This is a genomic window from Desulfoconvexum algidum, from assembly GCF_055382125.1.
In genome coordinates this window covers 3582245-3595803 of record NZ_AP042394.1, presented here as the reverse complement: position 1 = coordinate 3595803, position 13559 = coordinate 3582245, and the positions used below count along the sequence as shown (strand labels likewise).

General features: G+C 45.9%; 13 protein-coding genes. 11 read left to right on the top strand and 2 right to left on the bottom strand.

What is annotated here, in order from left to right:
- Window positions 1-43 precede the first annotated feature (43 nt).
- The gene (rlmD, locus tag ACZ45G_RS16490; protein WP_464171579.1) at window positions 44-1435 is read left to right on the top strand and encodes a 23S rRNA (uracil(1939)-C(5))-methyltransferase RlmD; all 1392 of its coding nucleotides are present in this window, start codon (window positions 44-46) and stop codon (window positions 1433-1435) included.
- Between the two features lie 13 nt (window positions 1436-1448).
- On the opposite strand, the gene ACZ45G_RS16485 is transcribed toward rlmD, so the two are convergent.
- Window positions 1449-3362, bottom strand: a complete 1914-nt coding sequence (locus tag ACZ45G_RS16485; protein ID WP_464171578.1) for a GNAT family N-acetyltransferase — start codon at window positions 3360-3362, stop codon at window positions 1449-1451.
- A 258-nt stretch (window positions 3363-3620) separates the two neighbouring features.
- Here ACZ45G_RS16485 and ACZ45G_RS16480 point away from each other — a divergent pair, with 258 nt between their 5' ends.
- On the top strand, window positions 3621-4250 hold the full coding sequence (locus ACZ45G_RS16480) for a TetR/AcrR family transcriptional regulator (protein WP_464171577.1): 630 nt from the start codon (window positions 3621-3623) through the stop codon (window positions 4248-4250).
- 2 nt (window positions 4251-4252) lie between these two features.
- On the opposite strand, the gene ACZ45G_RS16475 is transcribed toward ACZ45G_RS16480, so the two are convergent.
- Entirely contained in the window at window positions 4253-4798 is a 546-nt protein-coding gene (locus tag ACZ45G_RS16475) for a hypothetical protein (protein WP_464171576.1), read from the bottom strand.
- A gap of 419 nt (window positions 4799-5217) precedes the next feature.
- Here ACZ45G_RS16475 and ACZ45G_RS16470 point away from each other — a divergent pair, with 419 nt between their 5' ends.
- The 9 genes from ACZ45G_RS16470 to argF are packed head-to-tail and all read left to right on the top strand — an operon-like array spanning window position 5218 to window position 13507.
- Window positions 5218-5727 carry a hypothetical protein gene (locus ACZ45G_RS16470; protein ID WP_464171575.1) on the top strand — a complete coding sequence of 170 codons (510 nt, stop codon included), beginning with the start codon at window positions 5218-5220 and terminating at the stop codon, window positions 5725-5727.
- Window positions 5727-6926, top strand: a complete 1200-nt coding sequence (gene coaBC, locus ACZ45G_RS16465) for a bifunctional phosphopantothenoylcysteine decarboxylase/phosphopantothenate--cysteine ligase CoaBC (RefSeq protein ID WP_464171574.1) — start codon at window positions 5727-5729, stop codon at window positions 6924-6926. The genes ACZ45G_RS16470 and coaBC overlap by 1 nt, the downstream gene beginning before the upstream one ends.
- Before the next feature lie 4 nt (window positions 6927-6930).
- Entirely contained in the window at window positions 6931-7506 is a 576-nt protein-coding gene (locus ACZ45G_RS16460) for a uracil-DNA glycosylase (RefSeq protein WP_464171573.1), read from the top strand.
- Entirely contained in the window at window positions 7503-8444 is a 942-nt protein-coding gene (gene xerA / locus ACZ45G_RS16455) for a site-specific tyrosine recombinase/integron integrase (RefSeq protein WP_464171572.1), read from the top strand. Before ACZ45G_RS16460 ends, xerA begins: the two co-directional genes overlap by 4 nt.
- 6 nt (window positions 8445-8450) lie before the next feature.
- Window positions 8451-9008, top strand: coding sequence for an ATP-dependent protease subunit HslV (hslV, locus tag ACZ45G_RS16450; RefSeq protein WP_464171571.1), 558 nt, complete (start codon window positions 8451-8453; stop codon window positions 9006-9008).
- On the top strand, window positions 9005-10417 hold the full coding sequence (gene hslU, locus ACZ45G_RS16445; RefSeq protein WP_464171570.1) for an ATP-dependent protease ATPase subunit HslU: 1413 nt from the start codon (window positions 9005-9007) through the stop codon (window positions 10415-10417). Before hslV ends, hslU begins: the two co-directional genes overlap by 4 nt.
- Complete coding sequence (gene argB / locus ACZ45G_RS16440) at window positions 10414-11292, top strand: acetylglutamate kinase (protein ID WP_464171569.1); 879 nt, start codon at window positions 10414-10416, stop codon at window positions 11290-11292. The genes hslU and argB overlap by 4 nt, the downstream gene beginning before the upstream one ends.
- 47 nt (window positions 11293-11339) lie before the next feature.
- Window positions 11340-12572 (top strand): acetylornithine/succinylornithine family transaminase, encoded by a 1233-nt coding sequence (locus tag ACZ45G_RS16435; RefSeq protein WP_464171568.1) that lies wholly within the window; start codon window positions 11340-11342, stop codon window positions 12570-12572.
- Window positions 12573-12592: 20 nt separating this feature from the next.
- Window positions 12593-13507 (top strand): ornithine carbamoyltransferase, encoded by a 915-nt coding sequence (argF, locus tag ACZ45G_RS16430; protein ID WP_464171567.1) that lies wholly within the window; start codon window positions 12593-12595, stop codon window positions 13505-13507.
- Window positions 13508-13559: the final 52 nt, after the last annotated feature.

The window sequence follows — 13559 nt, the reverse complement described above, 5'->3', positions numbered from 1 at the left end:
AAAGCAGAATAACCCTAATAATTTTAAAAGAATGAAATTTTATATGTCTATAAGCAAACGAAAAACCTATGAACTTGAGATCATTGACCTTGCCTTTGGGGGCAAGGGGCTTGCAAAACCGGATGGATTTCCCGTGTTTATTGATCGGTGTGTGCCCGGTGATACCGTCTTTGTGAAAATAACCAAAAAGAAAAAATCCTGGGCCGAAGGGAAGTTGATCCAGATTTTGAAACCTTCTGAACTTCGACAAGAGGGCCGATGCCAATATTGTAATTTTTGCGGCGGGTGCAAATGGCAGGAGCTGCCCTATGATCTACAGCTTGAGTATAAAAAAAGACATGTAACCGAATCCATTGAGCATATTGGCAGGTTAAAAGGTGTTCCTGTCATGGATGTTATCCCTTCCGATCCGATATTCGGGTATCGGAACAAGATGGAATTTTCCTGTTCTTCCCAGCGTTGGCTCATGCCCGAAGAACTAGCCGATGAGACGATTAAAAAAGGATTTGGTATCGGGCTGCATGTGCCGGGCACCTTTGACAAAGTTATTGATATCAAGCAATGCGAGATCATGCCGGCCCTGGGAAATGAGATATTAGACGATGTGCGGACCTTTATCAAAGAATCCGGCCTGCCGGCCTATAATCTCAGAAGCCATGAAGGGTTCTGGCGTTTCCTCATGCTGCGCCATTCCGTGGCCCATGACCAGTGGATGGTGAATATTGTGACCCGGGATAAAAACCTTGAAGTGGTATCCGCTTTAGGGAAACTGCTGGCAGAAAAATACCCCAACATTCACTCCATTCTCAATAATATTACCGATTCTTTATCCGGGGTGGCTCGAGATAAAGAAGAGATCCTGATCCATGGGGAAAATTTTATTACGGAAAAGTTAGGGGATTTTAGTTTTAAGATATCGGCCAACTCCTTTTTTCAGACCAATACAAGAGCTTGTAAAAAACTCTATGCCAAGGTGGCTCAATATGCCGATCTTAAAGGTGATGAGACGGTTCTGGATCTTTATTCCGGAACCGGGACCATCCCCATCTGGCTGTCCCGGGATGCAAAACAGGTTTATGGCATTGAGATTGTTACCTCGGCTGTTATTGATGCCCGAAAGAATGCCCAATTGAATGGCATTGAAAATTGTGAGTTTTATGAAGGGGATATTAAGGATGTGCTGCCCAATCTCGCCCAGATACCGGATGTGATCATCATTGATCCGCCCCGGGTGGGAATGCACAAGGATGTGGTCAGTCAGGTACTGGCCCTTCATGCCCCAAAAATTGTTTATGTTTCTTGTAATCCCGCCACCCTGGCCCGTGACCTTGAAATGCTCGCGACCCGGTATGAGGTGGTGGAAATCACCCCTGTGGACATGTTTCCCCACACCTATCACATAGAATCTGTGGCCCTTTTGAAGCGAAAATTGTAGCGAAAATAAGCCATTAGCCCATGGAGGCCTCTGAATCCCTGGGCGCTTTATCCTTATCCGCCGGCTCTGTAAACAGACAATTGAGGATAATCATGTCATCATCCTTTTCAGAACTGATGCTATAGGGCAGCTTGTTAAAAAGTCGGATCATTCCCTTGTTCTGGGGGGAGGTATAGGCGATCAGGCCTTTGATGCCGTTATCTTTGGCTGCCATGGCAAGTTTAGCCTGGAGAATCTGGGCAATGCCCATGCCTTGATATTCCCGGGATACGGAAAAGGCAATTTCTGCCATATTAATGATGGTGTTTCTAAAATATTCTCCCACGGCAATAATTTTTTCAAACCCCATTTCTCCGATGGTGGCCACAATGGTCAGGTCATTGACATAGTCAATTTCATAGGTGGTTTCAATCTGATCGTGGACAAAGCTTTTCTTTTCGTGGAAAAACCGGGAGACAATATCCCCCCGGTTCATGGTGTAATAATGCTCCTGAACGCTTCTTTGATCCACGGGCTTGGCCGGTCGGAAGGTGATGGGAATTCCGTTGATTTCAATGGTTTGTTCATATTTAATGGGGTATACTCCCTTGGTTGCCTGTTTGAACTTTCGTTCTACATCAATGAGTTCCAGTTCCTTGGCCTTGGAAAACAATTCGTCCCTAAAATCGGGGTGAGCAATGCTGATAAGTGCCAGGGCTCTTTCCTGGAGGGTTTTTCCAAACAGGTTTACCACTCCATATTCTGTGGCAATAAACTGGACATCCCCCCGGGGAACCACCACCGCGTCTGTAAGACAAGGGACGATTCGGCTTTGCCTGCCATGGTCGGAGGTGGCGGTCATCATTAAAATAGATTTTCCATTTTCGGACATGGCTGCGCCCCTGGTAAAATCAAGCAACCCGTTTATTCCGGTATAATTATTATAGGGAAGGGCATCTGCTGCCACCTGGCCGGTAAGATCGATGGCCATTGCCGTATTTAAAGAGGTCATGGCATTGTGCCGACCGATAATGGCCGGATTATTGATATAATCGGAAGGGTGAAATTCTATGGAGGGGTTGTCATCGATGAATTCATAGAGCAGGTTGGAACCCACGGCACTTCCTGCCACAAGTTTTCCGTCATTAAATCCCTTTCGTTTGTTGGTGACAACCCCCAGGGAGAAAAGACGCATGATACTGTCGGTAAGATATTGAGAATGAATGCCGATATCGTTTTTTTCTGCCAGACAGACCATGGTGGCTTCATTGTTGACCCCAAGGCTTGTCTGGATGGTGGATCCGTCATCTATGAGCCTTGAAATATGCCGGGCAATGATATTGGCTGTTTCCAGTTCCGGCATGGGCTTGATGGTCAGCAGTTCCTCTTCGTGCTCGACAATATAGTCCACATCATTGACATGGATAAAACTTCTTCCCAACACCCGGGGCATGTTGGGGTTGACCTGGCAGATGACAATGTCTGCAGATTCACAGGCGGCCAGGGTTATATCCACGGAGACCCCAAGACTCATCCAGCCGAAGTCATCCGGGGGCGAGGCTTGAATCAGGGCTGCGTTCAGGGGCATGAGCCCTGATTTAAACAATCGGGGAATCTGGGACAGATTAATGGGGGTAATAAACCGTTGGTTTTTTTTGATGAGTTTTGGGGAGGCCGAGCCCAGATAAAAAGACCGGATATTAAATTGCTGGGAATGGGATTGGTTGGCAATAAGGGTCAAAGGACCGCTTTCAATACTGAGAAGCCGGACGATTTCAAGATCAGTGAACCTAGCAGAGACTTTGGACAGTTCACTGACCAGGTGCTGGGGCTCTCCGCAGGAGGACCCGATGAAGACCCGCTGACCTGGGCGTATACCTTTTAGGGCGTCCTTTGCGCTTGAAAGTTTTTCCACATAGCTGTCGGCCCAGTAAGTTGTTTTTGACATAATATCGTTCTCCGTTGATTCGAACGGTCAATTGTTTTTAAGGACTATCCTTTTTTAAGGACTTGCTTTGCAAGGACATGATAGTAAAAAAAACCACGAATGTGAATACTAAAAGGAAAAAAGCGTCATGAAACAAATCACAAATATGATTAAATTCATCTTTTTTGTATCTTTTCCTTGCGATTCTTTCCAGATTTTTGTATTTATCGGTGCGTTTATATAGTTTATGAATCATCTTCAAAGAATAAAGAGGTAAAAATGGGTATACATGAACGTAAGCAGCGGGAAAAAGAGAGAAGAAGAGAGGATATCATTGCTGCGGCCCGGAAGGTGTTCTCTGTAAAGGGGTTTAACAGTGCTACGATGGAAGAAATTGCGTCTGCGGCAGAATTGAGCCCGGGCACCCTGTATCTGTATTTTAAAAATAAAGAAGAGCTTCACACCTCTTTGTCCATCAATATTTTGAAACATTTGGGCACTGAGATAAAACAGGTGGTGCACCAGGACATCTCTGTGGAGGAAAAAATCGAGAAATTTCGGGATGTGTTTATTGATGTCTATAATTATGATGCAAATATTTTGATCAATTTGTTTCATCTTCAGTCCGGAGAAACTTTGCATAATCTTTCCGGTGAAGTCATGGAACAATTAAAAAAATATTCATCCCAGGCCCATGGTGCCATCATTGCGGTGGTAAAAGAAGGAATTGATACCGGTATTTTTATTGATGAACATCCTGCGGCCATGGCCGATGTTTTATGGGGCTCCTATGCAGGGGTTGTACTTTGGGTGGATTCCAAACGTCTGTTAAATGACCAGAAAGATTTTGTCAGGCCCACACTGAGAACCGCATTTAAAATAATAATTCAGGGCATGAAGGTGAAGTAAGTTTATTTACATAGCCTGTGGATTGTCTGGGCATGCCATTCTCCTTTGCCGGAAAAGGTTGGCATGCCTTTTTCTTTCAGGTAATCGGCAATGATGGAGAAGGTGGCTCCCTGGTCACGCATGTTCTGGATTATGGACAGGATGTCGTCTTTGGTGTAGTGGGTTCCGGATGCATAACTGGTGGTGACTTTCTGAGGATGGTCTTTGGACGTGTTGTTTTCAGTGTTTTCTGTTAGCATTTTGTTCAGGTTATTGAAAAAATCGGCAACGGCATTGTGTTGACGGATTTTTGATTGGGCTGTCAATTCGTTGGTGGCGGCTATTCTTTCTACTTGTTCTGCCAGGGTGGTCATATTTTCGAGGATTTCAGGCAGTGCATCCCCTAAGTGTTGAGCAAGGGTATCAACCGTGTCGAAATCAGTGACATTCCTTCTGTCATTGAGTGTCCTTCGTTCAGTCTTTGAATAAAAATTGCCATCAGGATTTTTCCTTGGCAGAGGGGCCTCCTTTTTATGGGAGCTTCTCAGGTTTCTTAAAAAATCACTCATGACACCTCCTTGTGATGGATTATTATGGGGTTAATATTCTGTTAAATATCCGGGTAAATATCCGGGTAAATATAATTTTTGCGATATTTATAATATAGAGATGAACAGGGAATAAATTTTAAAAAAATTGAACAGGATTTATATTATAATGCATGTTAATATAATTTTACTTTCCAAGTCAAGCACATGGGTAAATTATAAGCGTTTAAAATGATTTAATTAGTAAATTTTTTTAAATAATCGAATAATGATCCGAAATTTTTCATTCTTCCTTCCCTGTCTCGTTGACAGATTTTGTATGGGTTTTGCAAAAAAAAACGGACAATGGAATTGGGTGATGTTATTTGACTTTTTAGATAAATAGTTTTAGAAGAAACCCATATGAAATGTACAAAAAAAACCAAAGTATCGGAGGAAAAATGAAATTCAATCAACACCCAATACGCTTGATTTTACTTGGACTGGGATTTTTACTGGCCATGAGTGTTTATGGCTGTTTTGGAAATACAGATTCTGCAACACCAGAAACAGCTTCAACTTCTACACAAACATCGGAAAAACCAAAGGAAACAACGGCTGTTTACTATGATTTTGAAGATGTCTTGGTGCCATTGGAACTTAAGGTAAATAAAGATAGAACCATTGTGGTTTCCACTCCTGGCTTCAGATCCGGGATTCTTGCCTTAAAAGGAAGGGTAGATTCCTCCTCCCTGTTCAATTTTTTCAGCAACAACATGATTAAAGACAATTGGAGTGTGGTCAGCAAAATAAAATCACCGGGAATCATTATTATGGTGTTTGAAAAAACATCCCGGTGTGCCGTTATCACCATCAGGGATTCCCAGGTCTATACCTATGTTGAAATTGGGGTCGCTCCCACAATGGGAAATACAGGCACAGGAATGACCCAGACGGATTTATCCGAATAATGGTTCTAAAGAACGCCCATATTCTTCTCGGGGTTACCGGCGGTATTGCCGCTTACAAATCTGTGGAATTGTTACGCCTGCTCAAAAAAGCCGGGGCCAATGTCCATGTGGCAATGACCCGTGCAGCTCTGGAATTTGTCGGGAAAACCACTTTTGAGGTTTTGAGTGAAAATCCGGTGCTCACAGATTTGTGGAAGGGACCCCAGTCTTCTGTGACCCACATTGATATCGCCACAAGTGTTGATGCGGCCCTGGTGGCTCCGGCCACTGCCAATTTTATTGGAAAACTGGCCTCGGGCATTGCCGATGATGCGCTTTTAACGACCCTGCTGGCGGTCACAAGTCCCGTCATGATTTGTCCTTCCATGAATACGGACATGTACCAGAATATCCGGGTTCAACGTAACCTGGACATTTTGGAACAGGATGGCATCCATATCATTGATCCCGATGCCGGGGTATTGGCGTGTAAAACTGTTGGAACGGGTCGGTTGCCCGAACCCTGGTTTATTCTTGACAGGCTTTGCGCAGTGTTGACCCCAAAAGATCTTTTGGGGAAAAAGGTTCTTATAACCGCCGGTCCCACCCTAGAAGCCATCGATCCTGTCCGGTATGTCAGCAATCATTCTTCTGGTAAAATGGGGTATGCCATTGCCAGGGCTGCTGAAAAAAGGGGGGCTATTGTCACCCTGGTCTCAGGGCCTGTCAGCCTTGATCCACCGGTGGAGGTGGAATTTATCCCTGTTCAAAGTTGTGATGAAATGGCCCGGGCTGTCTTTTCACACCTTGATCTTGCCGACATCATCATCAAGGTGGCGGCTGTGGCAGATTATAAACCTGTGGCCCCCGGTGTTCTCAAAATTAAAAAGCGTCAAAACTCAAAGGAGTTGAGCATCTCCATGACAGAGAATATGGATATTCTCAAACAGGTTGGTAAGCTCAAAACCAAGGACCAGTTCTTGGTCGGATTTGCCGCAGAAACCAATGATCTTGAACAACATGCCTTGCTCAAAATGGAAAAAAAGAACCTGGATATGATCGCTGCCAACCTTGTGGGAACAGCTGATTCAGGATTTAAAACCGATACCAACAAGGTTACGCTCTTCTTAAAAGACGGAAGTTCAAAGGATATCCCCCTGATGGACAAGGAAAAGGTTGCCCACATTCTGTTGGATACCATTATTGAACAAACAGGATAGGTCCATGGGGAAAATCAATACCATTCAGTCTGTCGCTTCGGAGTTTATCAGAACCCTCCAGGATTTTTCCCAGTATATCGCCCATCAAGCCGCATTGGGCAATGCGAGTTTTACCCTTTCCCAAGTGAGTCAAGATACCATGGACAGGTGGGGCAGGCCAGGGAAAAAGGCCGCCCCGTTTTTGTTTCAGGGCCCGAAAAATCCAGACCTGTTTTTTGTTGACAGTGAGGGCTCTTTTTTTAACGGAAAAAGAGGGGAGCTGCTTGGCAAAATTTTAAATGCCATGCATTTGACACCTGAATCGGTGTTTATTTGCAACGCATCGGATGCGGTTTCCATCCATACAAAGATCGAACAAACTGCCCCCAAAATTTTGATTACCCTGGGGCCACAGGCCGGCCACCTATTGTTAAATATCACCTCCCCCATGGAACAATTCCAGGGAAAGCTTCATACCTATAATGGGATTTCCGTGATGCCCACTTTTCATCCGTCGGCCCTTTTAGCCCAGCCTGGTTTAAAACGAAAGGTGTGGGAAGACATGCAGCAGGTGATGCAGTTGATAGGGCTTTTTCCATGACTCCACACAAGAAATCTGATGGGATACTCGATTCTTTTATTGAGATTCTTGATGCGGAAAAAGGATATTCGCCCCATACCCTGAGGGCGTATCGGTCTGATATTCTTGGTTTTATCGGTTTCTTTCTGGATTACCAGGCGGACCCGAAAGATCCTGACGGTCTGGATACCCTGGAAAATCAGCACCTGTTTTTTTCCAGGATCCTGGAATTGGACAAAAGCTGGATCCGGAAATATTTGTCCTGCCAGGTACGGGCTAAAAAAAGTAAACGCACCCTATCCAGACGATTATCTTCTTTGAAATCTTTTTTTGATTTTCTTGTTAGGGCAGGCCATATAGGGCTGAATCCGGCCGAGACCATCCCCTTTCCCAAGCTTGAAAAAACCATTCCCAGGTTCTTGAACATTGATGACCTGTTTCGGTTATTGGATTCTATTAAAACGGATACCTGGCAGGATAAGCGAAATCTGGCCATGTTTGAAACCTTTTATTCCACCGGCATGAGAATTTCGGAAATACATGGTTTGGAAATGAATGATGTTGACTTTAAAAGCCAAATGATTAGAGTTTTTGGGAAGGGCAGCAAGGAGCGGGTGGTCCCTGTGGGGAAAAGGGCCCTTGATGCCATTTGTGCGTATCGGGCGCTGATCGATCAACCCGTTGCGCCGGTATTTTTGAACAAGCAGTATTTAAGGCTGAGCATTCGGTCCATAGGGCGTATACTGGCTAAAATTGTAAATGAATGCGGGTTGAATGTTCCTGTTTCCCCCCACACCCTGCGCCATTCTTTTGCAACCCATATGCTGGATTCCGGGGCTGATTTGCGGGGAATCCAGGAAATATTGGGCCATGCCAGCCTGTCAACCACCCAGGTGTATACCCATGTGAGTATGGACCGATTGATGCAGGTATATGACAAGGCACATCCAAGGAGTTAAAATAGTATGAGTATAGAAATATTTCATGGTACCACCATCCTGGCGTTACGCGTTAAGGATACCGTTGTTTTGGCCGGAGATGGCCAGGTGACCCTGGGCAATATTGTGACAAAGCACAAGGCCAAAAAGGTCCGGCGAATATATCACGATCAGATTATCACAGGTTTTGCCGGTGCCACCGCCGATGCCTTGACCCTTTCAGAAAAACTGGAAGAAAAACTGGAGAGGTATAACGGGAGTCTGACCCGTGCCTGTGTGGAATTGGCAAGGGACTGGCGAACCGATAAATATTTGCGCCGGCTTGAGGCCATGATGATTGCAGCTGACAAGGAAAATACCTATTTATTGTCCGGGAACGGGGATGTGATTGAACCCGATGACGGTGTCATCAGTATTGGGTCCGGCAGTACATCTGCCCAGTCAGCTGCCATTGCCTTGATGGAAAATACCAATTATTCTCCCCGAGAAATTGTTGAAAAGGCAATGAAAATAGCAGGGGACCTGTGTATATACACCAATCATCATGTTACTATTGAAGAAATTAAAAACGAGACCCCCATATGAAAGATTTAAAACCCAAAGAGATTGTCACGGAGCTGGATAAATATATCATCGGTCAGAAAGATGCCAAAAAATCGGTGGCCATTGCCCTTCGAAACAGGTGGAGAAGACGCCAGCTGGATAGAGATTTACAAGAAGAGATCGCCCCGAAAAATATTATTCTCATCGGGCCCACCGGGGTGGGTAAAACAGAAATTGCCCGGCGGTTGGCCAATTTAACTGATTCACCCTTTTATAAGGTAGAGGCCTCAAAATTTACCGAGGTTGGGTATGTGGGACGGGACGTTGAATCCATGATACGGGACATTGTGGAATTGACGGTGAATAATCTTCGGGTAAAGCAGCAGGATGCGGTCCAGGAAAAAGCAGCAAGGATGGCTGAAGAACGGGTTTTGGATATTTTGCTGCCGCCCTCTGCACCACCGTCTGCTTTTGCGGCTGATGGTGGTCTGACCGATGGTGGTCCGACCGATGGTTGTCCGATTGACGGCAGCCCAAGCTTGGCAGCGGGAGACGCTGATTTTGTTCCAGCGGCATCCACCCGGGAAAAGCTTCGAGCCATGCTTCACAAGGGAAAATTAGACAAAAGGAAGATTGATCTGGATGTTACGGCCCAATCCTCGCCCATGGTGGAAATTTTTTCCAACAGCGGTATTGAGGAGATGGGCATCAATGTCAAGGATATGCTGGGCAATCTCATGCCAAAAAATACCAAGCGTCGCAGGGTCAGCGTGCGGGAGGCCATGGGGATTCTTACCCAGGAAGAGGCCGCCCATCTTGTGGATATGGAAAAGGTAAAAACAGATGCAGTTCTTCTTGTGGAGCAGTCCGGCATTATTTTTATCGATGAAATTGATAAGATTGCGGGCAAGGGACAAAATCACGGTCCTGAGGTGTCCAAGGAGGGGGTGCAAAGAGACCTTTTACCCATTGTAGAGGGCAGTTCTGTCCCCACCAAATACGGCACGGTCAAAACTGATCATATCCTGTTTATCGCTTCCGGGGCCTTCCATGTGTCAAAGCCCTCGGACCTGATCCCCGAACTCCAGGGTCGGTTTCCCATCCGGGTGGAACTGCATTCTTTGGGTGCCGAAGAATTCACCCGGATTTTGACGGAACCCAAAAATGCCTTGATGCTCCAGTACATTGCCCTGCTAAGGACTGAGGGGGTGGTGATTTCCTTTACTCAGGATGCCGTGGAGAAAATTGCGGATATTGCCGTGGAAGTCAATTCCACCACGGAGAATATCGGGGCCAGAAGACTCCACACCCTCATGGAAAAATTGCTGGAAGAAATATTGTTTGAAGCACCGGACATGGATGAAAAAAATATTACCATTGATGCTGAATTTGTCACCAAACAGCTGATGGATATTGTTGAAGATCAGGATTTAAGCAGGTATATTCTATGACCCAGAATGTTGCAGACATCTTAATAGAGGCCCTTCCCTATATTCAAAAGTTTTCCACCAAGACCGTTGTGATAAAATACGGGGGGCATGCCATGGTGGACGAAGGCTTGAAACGAGATTTTGCAAATGATATTACCCTGTTGAAATATGTCGGTATAAATCCGGTTGTGGTCCATGGCGGGGGTCCTCAGATAAACAAAGTGCTTTTGGCCATGGGCATTACTTCAACCTTTATCCGGGGGATGCGCTACACCGATGATGCCACCATGGATGTGGTAGAAATGGTGCTGGGCGGAAAGGTGAACAAGGATATCGTGGCCAGGATCAACCGGGAAGGTGGGAGAGCTGTGGGGCTTACCGGAAAGGACGGGGGGCTTATCACGGCAGAAAAAATGAAAATTTACCTTCAAGAAGATGAAAACAAACCACCGGAAATCATCGATCCGGGCATGGTTGGCAGTGTGACAAAAGTGGATCCCCATATCATTCATACCCTGACAGCCCAAGGGTTTATTCCCATTATTGCGCCGGTGGGCCTAGGTAAAAATGGGGAAACCTATAATATCAATGCCGATGTGGTGGCGTCAAAAATTGCCTCGGCCCTGGGGGCCGAACGGCTTATCCTGGTCACCGATGTGGACGGGGTCCTGGATGGGGATCACCGGTTGATTTCTTCTATTACGGACAGGGAAATCGGCGAACAGATTGTCGATGGCCGTATCAAAGGGGGCATGATCCCCAAGGTGGAATGCGCTCTTGAGGCCCTGAAAAATGGGGTGAAAAAATCACATATCATCAATGGTAAAACACCCCATGCCGTGCTCCTGGAGTTGTTCACAGATTCAGGCATCGGAACCCAGGTGTTCACCGATTAAGGATAAATTTGTTTAAGGAAAATTTGGTTTAATAAAAAGGCGGATTAATGAATATAAAGAATGAAGATGATCCTATGAATCCCATCGAAAATACCAGTCAATTTGTGTTCCAAACCTATCTTCGTCAGGGAAAGGCCTTTGTCCGTGGGGAAGGGACCACCCTCATCGACGAAGATGGAAAGACCTATACTGATTTTCTGGCGGGCATTGCCGTGTGTAATCTGGGGCATTGTCATCCTATAATCACCCGGGCCATTGAACGTCAGGCCAGAACCCTGGTTCATGTTTCCAATCTTTTTTATACTGTTCCCCAGGCCAGCCTTGCTGCAGCGCTTGTGGAAAAATCTTTTGCGGATCGGGTCTTTTTTTCCAATTCAGGGGCAGAAGCCAATGAGGCCGCCATAAAACTTGCCCGGCGGTATTTTCAGTCAAAGGGGAATAAGAACCGGTACAAGATTATTACCATGGAACAATCCTTTCATGGAAGGACCATGGCCACATTGTCGGCAACGGGTCAGGACAAAATCAAAGAGGGGTTTTATCCCTTGCTGGAAGGATTTATCCATGTACCCTTTAATGATATTGATGCCCTGAAAGCCGCCATGGATGACACCGTGGCTGCCGTGATGCTCGAACCCATCCAGGGGGAGGGCGGGGTTATCCCTGCTGATCCTGACTACCTGGTTAAGGTCAGGACTCTTTGCAACGAAACCGGCACTTTGCTCATATTTGATGAAATCCAGACCGGTATGGGGCGGTGCGGCACCCTGTTTGCCCATGAAGGCTACAATATTACCCCGGATATAATGACCCTTGCAAAGGCCCTTGCCAATGGACTTCCCATTGGGGCCATGCTGGCCACACAAGAGGTGGCAAAGGGGTTTGATTTGGGCAGCCATGGCACCACCTTTGGGGGAAGCCCGATTGCTACTGCCGCAGCCCTGGAAGTGGTGAATATCATATCCGACGAAGCGTTCCTTTCCGGGGTGAATGAAAAGGGGGCGTATTTTCGTGGAAAACTGCTTGAACTTAAGGAAAAACACTCCCGGATTCTGGATGTCAGGGGCAAGGGACTGCTGGTGGGAATGGAAATTGACACGGGTACTGGGGGTGATGAAGATAAGGATGCCGGGTTCTTTGTGGCAAATAGTTTTGAACGAGGCTTTATTATTAACGGGATTCAGGGTAAGATTTTAAGATTTGCACCCCCTTTAATTATTGATAAAACTGAAATTGACAGGCTTGTGGCTGTTTTAGACAGTCTGTTTTCGGCCATTTAAGAAAATTTAGGAGATCACTATTGAAAAAAGATATATTATCGTTGCTGGACCTTGAACAAGAGGATTTTGAACATCTTTTCAAGCGGGCCATAAAACTTAAGGAACGGTATGAACAGGGCATTTTTGATTCCCTGTTGACCGGCAAAACTTTAGGATTAATTTTTGATAAAAAATCCACCCGAACCCGGATTTCCTTTGAAACCGCCATGATCCAGCTGGGGGGGCATCCCATTTATATGAGCACCCAAGATACCCAGATCTCAAGGAATGAGCCGGCAAAGGATACAGCCCGGGTCCTTTCCCGGTACATTGACTGTCTGGCCATGAGAACCTTTGACCATGAACTGGTTGAAGAGTTTGCCCAAAGCTCGAGCATTCCCGTGATCAATGCCCTGACCGATTCCTTTCATCCCTGCCAGATTTTAAGCGATCTCATGACCATTATCGAGCACAAGGGTGGATATGAACGGGTAAAAATTGCCTGGGTGGGGGATGGCAATAATGTGGCAAATTCCTGGGTGAATGCCGCAAGCGTGTTGGGTCTTGACCTGAAGCTTGCCTGTCCGGACAACCATGCTGTCCGTCAGGATATTATTGCAAGTGCCGGTGCCGATACCATGGACAATATTGTATTTACAAATGATCCAAGGGAAGCGGTTAAAAATGCCGATGTGGTTTACACCGATGTGTGGGCCAGCATGGGCGAGGAAGAACAGCTGGAAGGTAGGCTTGCAGCCTTTAAAGGCTTTCAGGTGAATGAAAACCTGTTGGCAGGTGCCAAGTCCGATGTCCTGGTTCTTCATTGCCTGCCAGCACACAGGGGAGAAGAAATTTCAGAACAGGTGCTTGAGGCCAAAGGTGCTGCTTTCTGGGATCAGGCAGAGAACAAACGGCATATGCACAAAGCCATCTTGGAAAGCTTAATCCTGGGGTAGATGTATCCTTTTTTATAATTTTCATTAAAATAGAAAGAAAGACAGGCATGAT

Coding starts and splice junctions, on each gene's coding strand:
- rlmD (WP_464171579.1), top strand. CDS start 44: ATGTCTATAAGCAAACGAAAAACCTATGAACTTGAGATCATTGACCTT.
- ACZ45G_RS16485 (WP_464171578.1), bottom strand. CDS start 3,362: ATGTCAAAAACAACTTACTGGGCCGACAGCTATGTGGAAAAACTTTCA.
- ACZ45G_RS16480 (WP_464171577.1), top strand. CDS start 3,621: ATGGGTATACATGAACGTAAGCAGCGGGAAAAAGAGAGAAGAAGAGAG.
- ACZ45G_RS16475 (WP_464171576.1), bottom strand. CDS start 4,798: ATGAGTGATTTTTTAAGAAACCTGAGAAGCTCCCATAAAAAGGAGGCC.
- ACZ45G_RS16470 (WP_464171575.1), top strand. CDS start 5,218: ATGAAATTCAATCAACACCCAATACGCTTGATTTTACTTGGACTGGGA.
- coaBC (WP_464171574.1), top strand. CDS start 5,727: ATGGTTCTAAAGAACGCCCATATTCTTCTCGGGGTTACCGGCGGTATT.
- ACZ45G_RS16460 (WP_464171573.1), top strand. CDS start 6,931: ATGGGGAAAATCAATACCATTCAGTCTGTCGCTTCGGAGTTTATCAGA.
- xerA (WP_464171572.1), top strand. CDS start 7,503: ATGACTCCACACAAGAAATCTGATGGGATACTCGATTCTTTTATTGAG.
- hslV (WP_464171571.1), top strand. CDS start 8,451: ATGAGTATAGAAATATTTCATGGTACCACCATCCTGGCGTTACGCGTT.
- hslU (WP_464171570.1), top strand. CDS start 9,005: ATGAAAGATTTAAAACCCAAAGAGATTGTCACGGAGCTGGATAAATAT.
- argB (WP_464171569.1), top strand. CDS start 10,414: ATGACCCAGAATGTTGCAGACATCTTAATAGAGGCCCTTCCCTATATT.
- ACZ45G_RS16435 (WP_464171568.1), top strand. CDS start 11,340: ATGAATATAAAGAATGAAGATGATCCTATGAATCCCATCGAAAATACC.